The organism is Arthrobacter sp. CJ23 (genome assembly GCF_024741795.1).
Classification (GTDB): domain Bacteria; phylum Actinomycetota; class Actinomycetes; order Actinomycetales; family Micrococcaceae; genus Arthrobacter.
In genome coordinates this window covers 1,179,021-1,196,325 of sequence record NZ_CP102950.1, presented here as the reverse complement: position 1 = coordinate 1,196,325, position 17,305 = coordinate 1,179,021, and the positions used below count along the sequence as shown (strand labels likewise).

16 protein-coding genes are annotated in these 17,305 nt (G+C 67.3%); 9 read left to right on the top strand and 7 right to left on the bottom strand.

The window, feature by feature from the left end:
- Positions 1-100: 100 nt before the first annotated feature.
- Positions 101-1,771, bottom strand: a complete 1,671-nt coding sequence (purH, locus tag NVV90_RS05365; protein WP_258440160.1) for a bifunctional phosphoribosylaminoimidazolecarboxamide formyltransferase/IMP cyclohydrolase — start codon at positions 1,769-1,771, stop codon at positions 101-103.
- 118 nt (positions 1,772-1,889) lie between these two features.
- Between purH and NVV90_RS05360 the strand changes: the two genes are divergently transcribed.
- From NVV90_RS05360 to NVV90_RS05350, 3 genes are read left to right on the top strand one after another with little or no spacing between them, the layout of a single operon-like run.
- On the top strand, positions 1,890-2,837 hold the full coding sequence (locus tag NVV90_RS05360; RefSeq protein ID WP_258440159.1) for an N-acetylglucosamine kinase: 948 nt from the start codon (positions 1,890-1,892) through the stop codon (positions 2,835-2,837).
- Complete coding sequence (gene murQ, locus NVV90_RS05355) at positions 2,812-3,792, top strand: N-acetylmuramic acid 6-phosphate etherase (protein ID WP_258440158.1); 981 nt, start codon at positions 2,812-2,814, stop codon at positions 3,790-3,792. The genes NVV90_RS05360 and murQ overlap by 26 nt, the downstream gene beginning before the upstream one ends.
- Positions 3,793-3,827: 35 nt before the next feature.
- Positions 3,828-5,180, top strand: a complete 1,353-nt coding sequence (locus tag NVV90_RS05350) for an MFS transporter (RefSeq protein WP_258440157.1) — start codon at positions 3,828-3,830, stop codon at positions 5,178-5,180.
- Between the two features lie 97 nt (positions 5,181-5,277).
- On the opposite strand, the gene NVV90_RS05345 is transcribed toward NVV90_RS05350, so the two are convergent.
- Positions 5,278-6,213: a hypothetical protein gene (locus tag NVV90_RS05345; RefSeq protein WP_258440156.1), complete on the bottom strand. Its 936-nt coding sequence runs from the start codon at positions 6,211-6,213 to the stop codon at positions 5,278-5,280.
- Positions 6,214-6,333: 120 nt separating this feature from the next.
- The gene (purN, locus tag NVV90_RS05340) at positions 6,334-6,909 is read right to left on the bottom strand and encodes a phosphoribosylglycinamide formyltransferase (RefSeq protein WP_258440155.1); all 576 of its coding nucleotides are present in this window, start codon (positions 6,907-6,909) and stop codon (positions 6,334-6,336) included.
- 11 nt (positions 6,910-6,920) lie between these two features.
- On the opposite strand from purN, the gene NVV90_RS05335 reads away from it, so the two are divergent.
- Positions 6,921-7,370 carry a hypothetical protein gene (locus NVV90_RS05335; RefSeq protein ID WP_258440154.1) on the top strand — a complete coding sequence of 150 codons (450 nt, stop codon included), beginning with the start codon at positions 6,921-6,923 and terminating at the stop codon, positions 7,368-7,370.
- Between the two features lie 87 nt (positions 7,371-7,457).
- Here the strand turns inward: NVV90_RS05335 and NVV90_RS05330 are convergent, their stop codons facing one another.
- On the bottom strand, positions 7,458-8,795 hold the full coding sequence (locus tag NVV90_RS05330; RefSeq protein ID WP_258440153.1) for a DUF6350 family protein: 1,338 nt from the start codon (positions 8,793-8,795) through the stop codon (positions 7,458-7,460).
- A 200-nt stretch (positions 8,796-8,995) separates the two neighbouring features.
- On the opposite strand from NVV90_RS05330, the gene NVV90_RS05325 reads away from it, so the two are divergent.
- On the top strand, positions 8,996-9,457 hold the full coding sequence (locus tag NVV90_RS05325) for a DUF4383 domain-containing protein (RefSeq protein ID WP_258440152.1): 462 nt from the start codon (positions 8,996-8,998) through the stop codon (positions 9,455-9,457).
- Between the two features lie 181 nt (positions 9,458-9,638).
- Here the strand turns inward: NVV90_RS05325 and NVV90_RS05320 are convergent, their stop codons facing one another.
- Positions 9,639-10,685, bottom strand: a complete 1,047-nt coding sequence (locus tag NVV90_RS05320) for a VOC family protein (protein WP_258440151.1) — start codon at positions 10,683-10,685, stop codon at positions 9,639-9,641.
- Positions 10,686-10,935: 250 nt separating this feature from the next.
- Between NVV90_RS05320 and NVV90_RS05315 the strand changes: the two genes are divergently transcribed.
- From NVV90_RS05315 to NVV90_RS05300, 4 genes are all read left to right on the top strand, one after another.
- Complete coding sequence (locus NVV90_RS05315; RefSeq protein WP_258440150.1) at positions 10,936-12,372, top strand: flotillin family protein; 1,437 nt, start codon at positions 10,936-10,938, stop codon at positions 12,370-12,372.
- The gene (locus NVV90_RS05310) at positions 12,365-12,601 is read left to right on the top strand and encodes a hypothetical protein (protein WP_258440149.1); all 237 of its coding nucleotides are present in this window, start codon (positions 12,365-12,367) and stop codon (positions 12,599-12,601) included. Before NVV90_RS05315 ends, NVV90_RS05310 begins: the two co-directional genes overlap by 8 nt.
- Before the next feature lie 99 nt (positions 12,602-12,700).
- The gene (locus NVV90_RS05305) at positions 12,701-13,879 is read left to right on the top strand and encodes a glycosyltransferase family 1 protein (RefSeq protein WP_258440148.1); all 1,179 of its coding nucleotides are present in this window, start codon (positions 12,701-12,703) and stop codon (positions 13,877-13,879) included.
- Positions 13,876-15,348 carry a UDP-glucose/GDP-mannose dehydrogenase family protein gene (locus NVV90_RS05300; protein WP_258440147.1) on the top strand — a complete coding sequence of 491 codons (1,473 nt, stop codon included), beginning with the start codon at positions 13,876-13,878 and terminating at the stop codon, positions 15,346-15,348. The genes NVV90_RS05305 and NVV90_RS05300 overlap by 4 nt, the downstream gene beginning before the upstream one ends.
- A 105-nt stretch (positions 15,349-15,453) precedes the next feature.
- On the opposite strand, the gene NVV90_RS05295 is transcribed toward NVV90_RS05300, so the two are convergent.
- Positions 15,454-15,894, bottom strand: coding sequence for a hypothetical protein (locus tag NVV90_RS05295; protein WP_258440146.1), 441 nt, complete (start codon positions 15,892-15,894; stop codon positions 15,454-15,456).
- Between the two features lie 129 nt (positions 15,895-16,023).
- Positions 16,024-17,280: a plasmid pRiA4b ORF-3 family protein gene (locus tag NVV90_RS05290; protein WP_258440145.1), complete on the bottom strand. Its 1,257-nt coding sequence runs from the start codon at positions 17,278-17,280 to the stop codon at positions 16,024-16,026.
- Between the last annotated feature and the right edge of the window lie 25 nt (positions 17,281-17,305).

The window sequence follows — 17,305 nt, the reverse complement described above, 5'->3', positions numbered from 1 at the left end:
CGCGACACTGAGCCGAACGACTTCTTAAACGCCGACGGCGGCCGTCCCCTGGAGGGGGCGGCCGCCGTTTGCGTTACTGGCTCCTAGTGGAGACCGGTTCCTAGTGGAAGAAGTGGCGTGCACCGGTGAAGTACATGGTGATGCCGGCAGCGTTGGCTGCTGCGATGACTTCCTCGTCGCGGACGGAACCGCCCGGCTGGACCACGGCGCGGACGCCGGCGTCGATCAGGATCTGCAGACCGTCAGCGAACGGGAAGAAGGCGTCGGAAGCCGCAACCGCACCACGTGCTCGCTCAGGCGCGCCGGACGCGTCGGTGTTGGACGCACCGCCGGCACCATCGACGTCGGACTCCACCGAAACGCCCAGGCTGTTGGCGCGCTCCACGGCGAGCTTGCAGGAGTCCAGGCGGTTGACCTGGCCCATGCCGATGCCCACGGCTGCACCGTTGTCGGCCAGCAGGATGGCGTTGGACTTGGCTGCGCGGCAGGCGGTCCAGGCGAAGGCGAGGTCGGCCAGGGTGGCGTCGTCAGCGGCAGTGCCGGCGGCGAGGGTCCAGTTGGCGGGGTTGTCGCCGTCGGCGTCCACCTTGTCGCTCATCTGGACGAGGACGCCGCCGGAGACCTGGCGCATCTCGGCCGGGTAGCGGCCGTAGCCCTCGGGCAGGGCGAGCAGGCGGATGTTCTTCTTCTTGGAGAGGATCTCCACGGCTTCGGGTTCGAAGTCCGGGGCGATGACTACCTCGGTGAAGATGCCTGCAACCGTGGCGGCCATGGCTGACGTGACGGTGCGGTTCGCCGCGATGACGCCGCCGAACGCGGAAACGGGATCGCAGGCGTGGGCCTTGGCGTGGGCGTCGGCGATCGGGTCGGCTGCGTCGGCGGAACCAACGGCCACACCGCAGGGGTTGGCGTGCTTGATGATGGCGACGGCGGGCTCGGCGAAGTCGAACGCGGCGCGCAGGGCGGCGTCGGCGTCCACGAAGTTGTTGTAGCTCATGGCCTTGCCGTGCAGCTGGTCTGCCTGCGCGATGCCGGCCGGGGCGGCCTTGTCCACGTAGAGGGCGGCCTGCTGGTGCGGGTTTTCGCCGTAGCGGAGGACCTCGGAGCGCTCCAGGGCCAGGCCGGCGTAGGCGGGCCAGTCGATGATGCCGTCGCCGTCTTCATCGAGGAACTGGCTGGCGGTCCAGGTGGCCACGGCGGTGTCGTACGTGGCGGTGTGGGCGAAGGCCTTGGCGGCCAGGCGGCGGCGGGTCTTCAGGTCGAAGCCGCCCTCAGCGGCGGCCGTGACAACGGCACCGTAGAAGTCCGGGTCCGTGACGATCGCGACGGCGGCGTGGTTCTTCGCGGCCGAACGCACCATGGCGGGGCCTCCGATGTCGATCTGCTCGACGACGTCGTCCTGGGCTGCGCCTGAGCGGACGGTCTCCACGAAGGGGTAGAGGTTCACTACCACGAGGTCGAAGGGTTCGATCTCCATGGAGGCCAGGGTCTCCATGTGGGCCGGGACGCGGCGGTCGGCCAGGATGCCGCCGTGGACGCGCGGGTGCAGCGTCTTGACGCGGCCGTCCAGCATTTCCGGGGAGCCGGTGACTTCTTCGACTTCCTTGACCGGGATGCCGGCTGCGGCGATCTTCTTGGCGGTGGAGCCGGTGGAGACGATGGCCACGCCGGCTGCGTGCAGGCCCTTTGCGAGCTCCTCCAGTCCCGTCTTGTCGTATACCGAGATCAGTGCACGGCGGATGGGAACACGGTCAAGCTGCGTCAGGCTCACAAAAGTCTCCGTCTTATATCGCGGGAGTCCGCGGTTGGTGGGGATACGGGCAAGTTTATCGTGTTTCGTGCCTGCCCCCGCTTGGGGTGCGTTGTGAGGCAGGAAGTAGGGTTGTGCCATGGAAGCCACAGCAGTCGTCCTGGTTGCCGACGTCGGCAAGAGCCGTTGCCGCGTCGAGCTGCGCAGCGGGGGCGAAATCATCGGAACTGCGGACCAGCACGGTTTCCCCGGCGTGCACTTGGACGACGGCGCGCGCACCGCCTTTGACCTCCTGCTGGACACCGTTTCCATGCTGCCGCCCGGGCTACCCATCAGCACGCTCACGGGGATCGGCGCCGCCGTCGCCGGGGTGGAGGCGTCCGTGGAGAACTCCCGCGAGCTCGCCCGGCTGCTCTCCAAAAGCTTCAGTGTCCCCGCCGCGGTCCTCTCCGATGCCACCGCCGCGCAGCTCGGCGCCTTGCAGGGCGCCTCGGGCACCATCCTGATTGTGGGGACCGGCGCCGTGGCCTTCCGCTTCGACGACGCCGGCACTCTCCACCGCGCCGACGGCTGGGGGCCGCTGCTGGGCGACCGCGGCAGCGGCCGCTGGATCGGCCAGCGGGGCCTGCAGGCAGTCCTGCAAGCCCACGACGGCGGCCCGGCCACCTCGCTGCTGGCCGCGGCCGGCGCTCTGGTCGAGTCCCCCGAGATGCTGCCCGCCTGGCTGGCCGGCTCCGACAACCAGGCCCGGACCATGGCCCGTTTCGCGCCCCTGGTGCTGCACGCCGCAGAGGCGGGCGACGCCGTCGCGCGCGGGATCGTGGACGAGGCCTGCGGCATCCTGACCCGGACCGTGGTGCAGGCCGCCGGGGAGGCATCCGCCGCCGAACGGCGCGTGGCGTTGCTCGGCGGCGTGGTGGGCTCCGCGTTCTTCGCCGGGCTCTTGCGGAACTCCCTCGCTTCGGCTGGGATTGAGGTGGTGGCGCCCCTGGGCGATGGCCTGGACGGCGCCGCCCTCGCTGCGACGCGCCGCGGGCTCCTGCAGGAAAGGTACATCCACCGTGACGGAACAAACTGGCCCGACTAGCGATCCCAGCGGCGAAGCAGCCGAAGCGGCCGGCGACCGGCTCGAAGGGCTGCGCACCGTGCTCGCGGGGCTGCAGACCGAGGCCCAGGCGCCCGGGCTGGGCGAGCTGGACACCATGGGCACGGCGGAACTCGTGGCTGCCATGAACGCGCACAACAGCGGCGTGCCCGGCGCCGTCGAACTGGCCAGCGCCTCGATCGCGGCGACGGTGGACGCCGTGGCGGAGCGGCTCGCGCGCGGTGGCCGGCTGTTCTACGTGGGGGCCGGCACGGCCGGGCGGCTCGGTGTGCTGGACGCGAGCGAATGCCCGCCCACCTTCGGCACTCCCCCGGGGCTCGTCGTCGGGCTCATCGCCGGCGGCCCGCAGGCCATCCAGAAACCCGTGGAGTACGCCGAGGACAACGCCACGGCCGGTGCCCGTGACCTGCACGATGCCGGGATCGGCGAGGCGGACGCCGTCGTCGGGATTTCGGCGTCGGGCCGTACACCGTACGTGATCGGCGCGCTCGAGGAGGCCCGGAGCAAGGGGGCGTTCACGGCGTCGCTGGCCTGCAATCCGGGCTCGGCCATCAGCCACCTGGCCGAGGTGGCCATCGAGGTGGTGGTGGGTCCCGAGTTCGTGGCCGGTTCCACGCGGCTCAACGCCGGCACGGCGCAGAAGCTGGTGCTCAACATGATCAGCACCCTGGTGATGGTCAAGCTCGGCAAGACGTACGGAAACCTCATGGTGGACCTGCGCGCCACCAACGACAAGCTGCTCGCGCGGTCCCAGCGGACGGTGCAGCACGCCACTGGAGTGGACGCGCACGAGGCCAGCAGGGCGCTCGACGCCGTGGGTGGTTCGGTCAAAGCCGCCATCCTGGTGCTCCTCACGGGGATCGAGCCCGGGCAGGCCAAGGGCGCGCTGGAGGAGGCCGGCGGCTTCCTGCGGAAAGCGATAGAAAGCCATCGCTGACACACCCTGCGCCTAAGGTTTAAGCAGGAGGAGAAATGAATACGTACACAACCGTGCCCAGCGGCGAACATGTGGTGCAGGAACTGCCGTGGCGGTGGAAGGTCCAGGGCAGGATCTTCCTGATCGGCGGCCTGGGCTTCATGTTCGATGCCTGGGACGTGACGCTCAACGGGATCCTGATCCCCCTGTTGTCCAAGCACTGGTCGCTGCAGCCCGCCGACGCCGCCTGGATCGGCACGGCCAACCTGATCGGCATGGCGCTGGGCGCCTTCGCGTGGGGCACCATCGCGGACACCATCGGGCGCAAGAAGGCCTTCACGGCCACCCTCCTGATCTTCTCCATCTTCACGGTGCTCGGCGCGCTGGCCCCGGACATCGTGTGGTTCTGCGTCTTCCGCTTCATGGCCGGCTTCGGCCTGGGCGGCTGCATCCCCGTGGACTATGCCCTGGTGGGCGAATTCACCCCGCGCAAGCAGCGCGGCAAGGTGCTCACGGCCATGGACGGCTGGTGGCCGGTGGGCGCCGCCCTGTGCGGTTTCGTCTCGGCCGGGCTGGTGGCGGCGTTCGCGGACTGGCGGCTCACCATGCTGGTCATGGTGCTGCCGGCGCTGCTGGTGTTCTGGGTGCGCCGCAGCGTGCCCGAGTCCCCGCTGTTCCTCATCCGCAAAGGCCGCCGTCAGGAAGCGGCGGATGTCATAGACCAGCTGGTCCGCGCCACCGGCGCCGAACCCCGCGCCTACAGCCTGCCCGAACCCCAGGACGTGCCGCGCCTCTCCGCCGGCAGCGTCTGGGGCCAGTTGCGCCGCGTGTGGCAGTTCAACTGGAAGATCACTGCGGCGGCCTGGGCCCTGTTCTTCAGCATCCTTTTGGTCTACTACCTGTCCCTGACGTGGATGCCGAGGATCCTGATCGGCGCCGGCTTCGAGGAGTACAAGGCCTTCCTGACCACGGCGGGCATGGCGGCCGTGGGCCTGCTGGGTGTGGCGGTGGCCGCGCTGCTGGTAGAGCAAGTGGGCCGCAAATGGATCCTGGCCATCACCGGGCCGCTGTCCGCCGTCACTCTGGTGATCGTGGCGTTCGTGGTGGACATCCCGGGAGCGGCCGTGTTCTGGCTGCTCGTGTTCGGCTTCGTGGTGCAGGTGGCTATCCCGGTGCTATATGCCTACGTGTCCGAGCTCTACCCCACCGAGCTGCGCGGCTCCGGCTTCGGCTGGGCGTCCACGTTCTCGCGGGTCGGGGCTGGCCTGGGCCCGCTGGTGTTCGCCTCGTACTTCTGGCCGCAGCTGGGCCTGGCCACGTCCTTCGCCCTCGCGGGCGGACTGGTGCTGCTGGCCGTGCTGTGGATGGCGTTCTTCTCCCCGGAGACCCGCCAGCGCGAGCTCGGCTGAGCGGCGCTCTTCCCGTATCCCTTCCCTTCCCCCTTCCCCTCCCAACTGGGGGACAGCACATGTTCCACTGGGACCTCATAGCGACGTGTGCTGTCCCCTATTTTGCGAGCCACCCGCTGGCCTCGAGCGCCGTCCGGACCTTGGCCACGGCGGCTCTGGCGTCGTTGGTCATGTGACGCTTGGAGATGCGGACCGGAATCCAACCGGCCTTGGTGAAATCCTCTTCGCGGGCAATGTCCCGCACGACCTGTGCAGCCTCGGAGTGGCCCTCACCTTCGTACTCCACTGCAACGCGCTGCTCCCGATAGGAGAGGTCCGGTTGACGTACGACGCCGGGACTCAGCTCAGTGGGCACGTTGACTTCCGCTTTCGGCAGGCCAGCCCGTTCAAGGGCCAGTCGAAGTCGCGTCTCGGGTGCCGAGTCGGCACCGACGCAGGCCTGTTCCAAAGCCAATCGGGCCTTTCGGATTCCCGGTGTTCCCCAGTGGCGATCGAGCATTTCTTCAAGGTCGTCCAGAGTGCAGTAGGGCTCGGTTCTGCCCTCAAACTCGGGCCGGGGAATCCTCAGCAAGTGGTCCGCCACCACCGTCAATTCGTCAATGCTCATCTTTCGCGAGCAGTCCAGCCATGTCCGGGCTCTGCTCGTGATGTACATGCCATCGAGAACGGAGATCTCGTCCTCGAAGAACTGGCCTTTATGCCCAATGACACCCCTTCGTCTCGACCTGCCCATGGTGTCCGGTCGCGAAATATGCACACCCGGCTCATGAGTTCCCGGCAGGAACCCTGGAAACTCCCAAAGCAGGAAGGCCGTCGCGTGGGATGCCGCTGAAAACGGCGTGACGAGGGTTAGAGGCCGGACGCGATCTGCGAGACCGGGTTCGTCGATCGAACTGGGGATAAGGATCTGGCGGCTGGGTGAGTCCAGATCTCTGTAGCGCAACCGCCCAACAGTCACGCCGGCGTCGAGGGCTTCCTGCCTGGTGAACGGCTTGGAGTTCAGGTGTGCAGGCAACGAACGCGGGATCTTCATGCATCCATGCTGGCAAATCTGCCGAGAGCGCGTGGAGTTATCCACAGCCGTTCATGGGCGTCAACAAACTGAGGGACAGCACATGTCCCTATGAGGGCTCACTACGACGTTTGCTGTCCCTCAGTTGGGAGAGGAGGAGGACGCTAGCTGCGCCAGCGTGGAGACCAGGAGGCGGCGCTCCACCACCTTGATGCGTTCGTGCAGGGTCTCTTCGGTGTCGCCGTCCTCGATCACCACGGCTTCCTGCGCAATGATGGGTCCCGTGTCCACGCCGGCGTCGGCCCAGTGCACGGTGCAGCCGGTGACCTTCACGCCGTAGGCCATGGCATCGCGGACGCCGTGGGCGCCGGGGAAGGCCGGCAGTAGGGCCGGGTGCGTGTTGAGGTACTTGCCGTTGAAGGCATCGATGAAGTCTGCGCTGACGATCCTCATGAAGCCGGAGGAGACCACCACGTCCGGGGCGTACGAGGCCACCTTGTCCTTCAGCGCCGCGTCCCATTCAGCGCGGGTGGGGAACGAGTTGAAGTTGACCACGAAGGTCTCAATGCCGGCTTCGTCCGAGCGCTCCACGCCGTAGGTGTCGGGACGGTCCGCGCCCACCGCGGCGATCTCGACCGCCAGTTCACCGGACTTCACGGCGTCGATGACGGACTGAAGATTGGAACCGGTGCCGGAGACGAGGACAACTATGCGCATTGCACTAGCTTATGGGCGGCTCGCGTAGGCTGGAAAACATGAATCCAGACGGCGGCCCCCGGCCGAGCCAGCACCCGCTCAGCGAAGCAGCCAAATCCACCCTGGCCGTGACCCAGAGGCTCTTCCGGATCTTCCTGCTGACGGTGCTGGGAGCATTCTTCATTTTCTCGCTCAACGTCAGCTACGCGTGGCTGAGCGCCATCCTGACCGTGGCCGGCGGCGTGCTGGGCGTGGTGGTCCTGGTCCGAACCGTGAAATTCAAGCAGCCGCGGCTGGTGCTGTTCGGCACCATCTCCGGGCTGGTGGTGGTGGCCGTGATGACCCTGCTCGTCCTGACCACGTTCCTTTTCTATAAGCAAGTGGTCACGTACCAGGACTGCGCCCGCACGGCCCTGACGGAATCGGCCAAGACCCAGTGCACCACCGAGCTCGAAAAGTCGCTGCCCGGCCAGCTGCGCTGAACCGGCCGCTGAGACGGCCAGCTGCGCTGAGCCGGCCGCTGAGCCGCGCCACGCAGCGCGGCCCCGGCAAAAGGTGACCCTGCCGTCTCAGGCGGGGTCGGCGTCGTACGCTGCTGCGTCCAGGTCCGCTTCCCGTAGTTTCTGCCGGTGTTCGAGCCAGGGTCCGGCCGCGTAGCCGATCACGACGCCGATGCCCACCTCGGCGGCCACCCAGACGGCTGTCCACAGCGGGTCGGGCCCGATTTCGGTAAGGCGGCCGATGCCGGCTGAGCCGCGGGCGATCCATGCCAGGGCGCCGCTGAGCAGGCCGGCGGCGGTGCCGATGAGGGCGCCGAGGACGAGGGTGGACACCGCGGCGGTGAACCAGCGGGCCTTGACCTTGATGGAGAGCCATTCGTCGAAGTGGTTCTCGCCTGCGCGCAGGAACCACCAGCCGGCCAGGATGCCGGCCACCACCGGCAGCGCCAGGGCCATGCCGCCGAGATCGAGCTGCCCGGCCGGCAGCGCACCGAACACCGGGACGGCGGGCAACGGCCCGACGGCGGTGCCCAGCGGCCCGGCGTGCGAGCCGACCCCGAGCGAAAAGCCGGCGCCGGAGGACCAGGCCAGGGTGAAAACCACCAGGTTGGGCAGGAAGCCGAGCTGCGCGATGGTCAGCACGGCACCGCCCAGGGCGCCGGCCTTGAGGCCCTCGTAGACGGCGATGATGTCCGTCCAGTGGATCACGATGTCCGCGGCGAGGAGCAGCGCCGAGAGCGAGAGTGCGGCCATCAGGGCCACGGAGCCTGCCATCGCGGCCGAGCCCAGGTACGAGCCCGCCCAGCGCGAATGCTGGCTGGTGCGCGCCAGCCACGCCACGGCGTCGACGCCGATCAGCCGGCTCCAGGAACCGGCCTCGCGGCGGGCACCGATCACCATGCCCAGCCCGAAGGAGATCAGCGGCAGGCTCATGGCGTACAGGAGGTTGATGGAGACGTCGGCGGTGCGGCAGATGAAAGCGGTGGCGGCGCCGAAGGCCGAGTACACCAGCCAGGCGCCCAGGAAGGCCTGCCAGAGCTGGTCCGTGTAGGAGGCCCGTGCCAGGCGGCGGCCGGCCCGCCAGGCCAGCAGGAACGGGATGAGCGTGAGGCCCAGCGGCATGAGGGACAGCAGTCCGGTGCCGGGCTGTCCGGCCGTGCCGAGGCCCACGTTCACCGAGGCCAGGTGCAGGGGGACGCCGTGGATGAGCAGCCAAGCCTGACCGGCCAGCCGGGCCAGGGAATCGACGTTGCGGTTCTGGAAGCCGTCGGTCGCCCAGACCCCCACCAGGGGCAGGACCACAACCAGGGCGGAGATGATGGCTGCCTGTGCGGATTCGAAGGCCCCTTGGAGCCACAAGGGCATCGGGATTCCACGGTTTCCGGTCTGATCAGCGCGCAGTTTCATCGTGTCCTATCGTGCCACGCATTCCGCGCCGTCACGGTGTGCCGCGCTCCCCCGTGCGGTCCCCGGCCACCGACCGTGGACGGCGGCCAGGCCCCCGGCCGGCGGCCCGGAGGCAACGCCCCCGACCACCCGCCCAGCGCTTTTTCGATAAAGCAGACGTAAAATTGGAGTGTTCGCAATAGGTGGATGGAGGGCACATAATGTCTACCGCAGCTCCACATGCACACGGCGTTCACTTCGGACGTCTCGACATCCAGAACGTCGGCATGGGCGTTGGTATTCTGATGATCGTGGTGGGTATTCTCGGATTCATTCCGGGCATCACCATGCAGTACGGGGATTTGCAGTTCCTCGGGCCTAATTCGCACGCAATGTTCCTGGGTCTGTTCCAGGTGTCCATGCTGCTCAATATTGTGCAGCTGGCCATCGGCGCAACAGGCTGGGCCATGTCCCGTACCGGGATGGGCGCGCGGAATTTCCTGATGGCCTTCGGGGCCCTGTACATCGTGCTCAGCGTGTATGGACTCAGTGTCGGAGTGGATTCGGCGGCCAACTTCCTGTCGCTGAACACCGCTGACAACTGGACGCACATGGTACTGGGCGTTCTCATGATCGCCGCCGGCTGGATGTTCTCACGGCATCTGGCTGACGAGAAAAAATAGGCCCGGATCAAGGCAGACCGGGATTCCAGGAGCGGCCAATGGATAGATTCACCATCAATTCGGAATAGTCGTAACTAGTAGCTGGTGCAGTCCTGCTGACAGATTCGCAGGGGGCTGCGCCAGCCTTCTTTGTGTCCGGCGGCTTGCTTTTGGCTGAGTGCCCGACGGCGGGTGGCCGGCTTCAGCGGTCCGGCACCACCAGCTCGGCGCTGGTCACGTATTCCATGGCCTTGACGAACTCCGGCTGGCCGGCGCGCGCGAAGGCTTCTTCTTCGCTCAGCGCCGCGACCCGGCAGTGGATCCACCACAGGTTCCCGAAGGGATCCCGGACCCGGCCCACCTTCTCTCCCCAGAACATCTCCGTCATGGTCGTCACCGCCGTGGCACCCGCGGCGAGCGCCGCCGCGAACGTGGCATCGCCGTCGTCGACGTAGACGCGGAGGAACGCCGGCGTCGGGGGCCAATCGGGGCGGGAGTCGAAGGCGAGGACGTTGGAATCGCCGATGCGGGCCTCGGCGTGCCCGATCGATCCGTTCTCCATGGGTACGCGGAAGGCTTCCTGGGCGCCGAAGGCCGCGGTGATGAACTCGAGGATGCCTGCGGTGCTGCGGGAGATGATCCAGGGTTCCACGGAGCGGTAGCCCGCCGGGACCGCGGTGACTCCCGCCGCCCGTTTGATCGGCGCCATGGCGCCAACAGCCAAGGGGACGTTGTCCGGACCGTTTGGCCGGCCCGTCATGTGCCGGTGGAGGGAGTCGATGGCGTACTCCATGCCCGCAGCGTATTCGGGGGCTTGCCAGCGGCGGCCGGCCTCGTCCTCGCTGACGTCCTCCATGTGGGACATGATCCACCAGACGTTGCCCAGCGGGTCCTGGATGCGGGCCCCGCGGTCGCCCCAAGCGCTGTTGTCCAGCACCGAAACCGTGGTGGCACCCGCGGCGACGGCGGCATGGAACGCGGCATCGGCGTCGTCGACGTACACGCGAAGGTACGACGGCGTGGCGGGCCAGTGCGGCCGGCCGTCGAAGGCGAGGACCACCGAGTCGCCGAGCCGCGCTTCCGCGTGGCCGATGGTGCCGTCCTCGCCCACCACGCGGTCGATTTCCTGTGCGCCGAAGGCTGCGGCGAGGAATTCGAAGAGGGCGTTGGTATCCCGGGTGATGAGCCAGGGGCTGACGCTGGAGTAGCCGTCGGGAACAGTGCTGATAGTGGGGTCTTCCGCGGTCATGGCTGGTCCTCTGCGTTGGGGTTCCTCAGCTTCAGCATACGGACCATTGCGGTCAATTCATGTCCGCTTCCTACTGCGCGGTTGCCTTTCGAGCCGTGCGGTCTTTCGTCGAACGGCTGCCGTGCAGATTGCGCAGGAAAGTGCTGGATTTCCGGCCCCGGCAGAACGAGACTGTGTACACGAACAGGCACTTGGCCTACGAAGGTCAACGGATGTGGCCGGTTCACACCGTCTGAAGGGACTGGGTCACATGGACGAGCTCTCGGCATTCTTCCCACTGATCGGCGCAATTCTCGGCGTCGTGGCTGCTGTCGGTTTCGTGTGGCTATCGGTCAAGGCCATGTGGAAGGTGGCCGAGCCGAACGAGGCCCTGATCATTTCGGGCCTGACCCGTGGCACCCTGGAAAATACCGACGGCATGGACTTCAAGATCGTCACCGGCAAGGGGTCGCTGGTGGTCCCGGGACTCCAGACCGTGCGGACCTTGGCCCTCACCCTCAATGAGACCGAGCTGAAGGTATCTTGTGTCACCTCCCAGGGCATCCAGGTGATCGTGGAAGGCGTGGTGATCTACAAGATCGGTGACGCTCCGCCCTTCATTGCCAATGCGGCGCGGAGGTTCCTGGGGCAGCAACCGAAGATGGAGAGCCAGGTCTACAACGTGTTTGAAGGACACCTGCGCTCGATCATCGGCAGCATGACGGTTGAGGAGATCATCCGCGAGCGCGACAAGCTTGCCTCCTTGGTCCGCAGTGCGAGCGGTGTGGAGATGGAGAAGCTCGGGCTGGTGGTGGATTCGCTGCAGATCAAGGACCTGCAGGATCCCACGGGCTACATCCAGAACCTCGCCAAACCGCACATCGCGCAGGTGAAGATGGAGGCCCGCATCGCCGAGGCAACCCGCAACCGCGAGGCCGCTGAGAAGGAAGCAGAAGCAGCGGCACTGATCGCGGATGCCCAGAGCCTCTCAGCCATCCAGCAATCCGCCGCCCAGGCGAATGCGGAACGGGCCCGCGCCAACGCCGCCCAGGCCGGTCCTCTGGCCGACGCCACAGCCCGCCAGCAGGTGGTGGTCCAGGAAACCGAGGTGGCCAAGCTCGAGGCTGATCGCGAAGAACAAAAGCTGCAGACCACCATCCGCAAACCCGCTGACGCCAAGGCCTACGCCCAACGGACCGAAGCCGAAGCGAAGAAGGCCGCGGACATCAGTGCGGCAGAGGCACTGGCCAAGCGCACCGAACTGGAGGCCCAGGCGAACGCGCGGCGTGTGGAGCTGGAGGCCCAAGCCAACGCGGGAGCTGCCGCCGCAATGGCCGGCGCCACACGGGTGACCGGTGAAGCCGAAGCCGCTGCCACCACTGCCCGCGGCAATGCCGCGGCATCCGCCGTCAAGGCCAAGGCCCTGGCAGAGGCCGAGGGCATCAAGGCCCGCGGCGAGGCCCTGGAAACCAACCAGGACGCCGTGATCTCCCAGCAGCTGGCGGAGAACATGCCGGCCATTGTGGCTGCCGCCGCCGAGCCGTTCGCCCATGTGGGGCAGCTGACCGTCCTCAACGGCGGCGAGGGCCTGAACAACATGGTGGGCGGGATCCTGTCCCAGGTGGGGAACTTCCTGCCCTCGCTCGCGGCCGCGCTCAGGGGCGGGAAGGAAGCTCCCAAGCGGCCGACGAAAGCCCCCGATGCATAGGAACGTGGACCGAAGCCTCACCGGCAAGATCGGCCGGGTCACGGGGCGCATCGGGCCGGGCACCATCGGCGAGGTGATGCTGCCCTTCCACGGCGGAACGAACGCGTTCTTCGCCCATCCCTTTGACGGGACGAGCGAGTTTCCCGTGGGCGACAAGGTGCTGGTGATCTACTTCGAACCGCCGCAGACGGTGTACGTGGATGAGCTGCCGGAGGTTTTGCAAGGGTAGGGGCTTCAAACTGACTCCCGCCCATCTGTTAACCAAAGCTTTCATCCACCGTCACGCCCATTCCCCCGCCACGCCAACCGCGGACCACACCGTGGAGGGGTGAGGATCGCAATCGTCGCCGAATCATTCCTGCCGCTCATGAACGGGGTAACCCACTCCATCCTGCGGGTGCTGGAGCATCTGCAGGAACGCGGGGACGAGGTGATGGTGATTGCGCCGTCGACGTCGGACACTGCTGTTTCGGACGTCGTGAACGGCGCGTATGTGCACCGCCTCCCTTCCGTGCCGCTGGCCGGATACACGAATGTGCGGGTGGCGTTGGGCGGTGTGAACCGGGTCAAGAGAATCCTTGCCGACTACGCACCGGACGTCGTCCACCTCGCATCACCGTTCGTCCTTGGCTGGCGGGCCGTGCAGGCGGCGCACCAGCTCGGGATCCCCACGGTGGCCATCTACCAGACCGAGGTCCCCAGCTACGCAGCCCGCTACGGGGTCCCGTTCCTTGAGAACTGGGCCTGGAACAGGGTGGACGACATCCACCTGCTGGCCAACCGGACCCTGGTGCCGTCCACGTTTGCGCTGAACCAGTTGCGCGGCCGCGGCATCCTGCGCGTGGACATGTGGCGCCGCGGTGTGGACACCGCCCGCTTCAACCCCGCGAAGCGTTCGACGGCGTGGCGCGCCACCGTGGCGCGCGACGGCGAGCGCATCATCGGCTATGTGGGCCGCCTGGCCATCGAGAAGCAGGTGGAGGATCTCGCCGTGCTTGCCGACCTGCCGGGAACCCGCCTGGTCATTGTGGGCGACGGCCCCCAGCGGGCTGCCCTCGAAACAGCACTGCCCAGCGCCGTCTTCACGGGGTTCCTCAGCGGCGACGATCTCGCCCAGGCTGTTGCATCCTTCGATCTGTTCGTCCATCCCGGCGAATTCGAGACCTTCTGCCAGACCATCCAGGAAGCCATGGCTTCAGGTGTTCCTGTGGTGGCGACGGGCCGTGGCGGCCCCTTGGACCTGGTGGAGAACTCGCGCACGGGCTGGCTGTACGAACCGGGGAACCTTTCCCAGCTGCGCGGCTACGTGCAGGACCTGATGGGCGACGACGCCAAGCGCCGCGCGTTCGCCGAGGCGGCCACCGCCTCGGTCCAGGGCCGGACGTGGCCCGTGCTGAGCGCCAATCTGGTGCGGCACTACGAGGACGTGATCGCGGGCCGGGCCGTGGTGGAGCCGGGCGATCCTTCAAGCACCACTCTGACTTCAAGCAAAGGACCCGTTTCATGAAAATCTCCGTTGTCGGCTGCGGTTACCTTGGGGCCGTGCACGCGGCCACCCTCGCGTCGATGGGCCACAGCGTGGTGGGCATCGACGTGGATGCCGGCAAGGTTGCCCATCTGAACAAGGGGTTCGCTCCTTTCCACGAGCCCGGCCTGGACGAGCTGCTCCGGGACGGCTTCGCCACGGGCCGGCTGAGCTTCTCGACCGACTTCGCCGAGGCCGCCGCCGCCCAGGTCCACTTCCTCTGCGTCGGCACGCCGCAGTCCAAGACCTCTGACACCGCGGACCTGTCCTACCTGCTCGCTGCTGTGAAGAGCCTCCTCCCCCACATGGCGAAGGGTGCCGCGGTGGTGGGCAAGTCCACAGTTCCCGTGGGGACGGTGGAGATGCTCCGCAGCCTCCTCTCGCGCCGCTCCGATGTGCTCCTCGGCTGGAACCCCGAGTTCCTGCGCCAGGGCACCGCAGTCAAGGATTCCCTGGTTCCCGACCGCCTGGTTTACGGCGTCCCGGGCGGCAAGGGAGCCGCTGCCGGCGCCCCGGTCACGGCCGTCCTCGATGCTGTCTACGAGCCCCTGGTCCTGGCCGGCATTCCCCGGCTGGTCTGCAATTTCGCAACGGCCGAGCTGATCAAGTCGGCGTCGAACGCGTTCCTGGCCACCAAGGTCAGCTTCATCAACGCCATGGCCGAGTTGTGCGACGCGTCGGGTGCCGACGTCACCGAACTCAGCGAAGCCATGGGCCTGGACCCTCGCATCGGCAACCGGTACCTGCACGCCGGGCTGGGATTCGGCGGCGGGTGCCTGCCCAAGGACGTCCGCTCCTTCCGGGCCCAGGCCCGCGCCCTGTCCGTTCCGTCCGTGGATGAGTGGATGGGTGTGGTGGACTCGATCAATCTCGACCAGCGCTCCCGCACGGTTGAGGTGGCCCGCGACATGTGCCGCGGCTTCCTGTCCGGACGCACAGTGACCGTACTGGGTGCTGCCTTCAAACCGGATACGGACGACATCCGTGACTCCCCCGCCTTGGATGTAGCCCTCCAACTGGCTGCAGCCGGAGCCCACGTCACGGTGACCGATCCCAAGGCCATCAACAACGCCTGGATGAGGTACCCCCAGCTCCGCTTCGAGGCCTCCACCACCCGGGCCCTGGAAGGCGCGGAGCTGGTCCTGCTCCTGACCGAGTGGGACGAATACCGTGACCTCTCGCCCACAGCCGTCGCAGGACTCGTACGACGCCGGATGGTGCTGGACGCACGCAACGTCCTGGACGCCGAAACCTGGCGGACAGCCGGCTGGACAGTCCGTGGCCTGGGGACAGGATCTGCCGCTGCGGTGGATATTGCCAAAAGCCCCCAGGCTTCTGCCAGCGCCAGCCCGGCCAAGGCGTCAGCCGCGCCCCGGGCCACTACCGAGGTCCCGCCGTCGAACGGATATCGCCCGGCACAGTCGGCACCCGCCGCGGCGACTCCCCGCTAAGACGCTCGGCGGCTGCAAGGGACGCCACACCGCAGGCAGTCAGCGCGATGCATGCGCCGACGGTCGTGGCGGCCAGCTGTCGCTTCAGGTCGTTTCCGCAGCTCATCAGAAGATCCTCACGCCGTGCTCGGAACAAGCCTTGTGGAGTGCTTCGAGTATTTGGACTTCTCCGTCCTGGATGTGGTCCGGGTTGCCTGCTGCCGCACGGTAGAGCACCACTTGAAGTGCCGCCGAGGCCTGCTTGCGTATTTCTGCCGGCGCGGCGCCGGTGGCAGCAACCAGCCTTCGGCTGTCCTCCTCCGTTGCCGTGGCAGGGTCATAGGCTGCCCGGATCCCGTCACGCCAGGCGAGGCAAACCTCCCGAGCGCTCATCGCCGCCGCTGACCCATCCGAAGGTCGCGTGCTCGGCTCAGTTCCGACATCCGCCTCGGGCGTGTGCTGCTGGGAGGATGCTGTCGCGGCAGCTCGGTCCGGCACCGGAGGCGCGGCGCATCCGGCAATGGTGAGGAATCCGGCAAGGGCCAGGGCGGTGATGGTCCGGTTCATGGTTCTCCCTACGTGGTGGTCTTGCCATCACGCTACGGAGCCGCCGTCACGGCCAACAGCGGCCAATTGCCCTATGTGGAAAACTTCCCCAGTGGAAAACTTCCGCGAACCTCAGCAGGGCAGGCCCGCCTAAACGGCTCCGCCCTCCAGCCGCCGCTGCACGTCCAGGAGGAACTTCAGGCCGGCGTCGGTGGTTTTCGCATTAGGCGCCCAACGGGCGTCCTTCAGTTCCAGGGCGTCCAGGCTCCGGCGGACATCGAAGTACAAATCCCACCCAGCCTCCATTGGCACGGCGCCGCCACCCGGCATCCGGAAACCGGCCCGATTCAAGGCATCGTGGATCACCCGCTCGCGTGTGTCGTAGGACAGCTCCAGTCCCTCCACCAGCCAATGCACTGCCATCCGGGTCACCAGTTTGTCGGCGTCCGACAAGGGATGGGCCACGCGGTCCGCAAGGTAGTCCCAGAGGGCCTGCGGGTCTTTGGCGACCTTGCGGCCGGACGGCGTGAGGACGAGCCGTCCCTTGAATTTCCGGAGCAGTTTCCACTCTTGCAGCTGTTCCCGCAGCGCCAGCATGGGGCGCGTGTGGATCTCCTGACGGCCGGTGCCCATCCAGGCCTCGTCCCAGCCGAGCGCGGTCATGGCCGCCTTGACGATGGCGGGCTTCACGTAGCCGTCCTTGGTCAGCTCGAGGCCGTCGGGCGAAGCCTCGTCCAGGAACCACTGGACGGGCTTCAGGACGGCGTGCATGTCCTCCGCGCTCACCGGCCCGGGCCAGAGCCGCCTGGCCAGCTGGACCAGTTGCGTGTTGATGGCCTCAAGGCTGAAGGCTGCGGGGTCGAAGTCCGCGGCGGGTTCGCCCGTCATGCCTTCAAGCCACTCGGCGGCGCCGTCGTGGTCGCCATACTCCGGATCGTTCAGCTTCGAGAGCAGGTCCGCATAGCCGCCGATGCCACCGGAGTCCTCCACGGGTCCCCTCATGGCGCCGTCGACGCATTGGATGCTTCCCGGCGGCAGCTCGGCGGGGCCGAGTACCGCGATTTCGTGGATCCAGGAGTCGCCGAAGTCGTACTCATACTCGAGCTTGGCGGCGCCTGCGTCTGACGGATCGATCAGTTCGGAGAGTACGACGCCGGCGGCGGCTTCCGCTCCGAGCTCGTCAGCTGCTTCTTCCGTGCCTACGATCACGCGGGGCTGGCCTTTGCGGTCGCTGGCCCTGACTCCGTAGAGGTGGTAGTCCTGCCAGCCGAAGGCCTTCTGGATCGCCTGGTGGAAATCGGCGATGGTGGCCGACTCGGGCACAATCAGTCTCCGCCAGATCTCCGGGGTGGAGCCTTCGATGCTGATACGGAGGTCGAGTGCCGGCACGGTATCGGGTGTTCGCATGGCAACAATCCTGCCAGAACCGGCG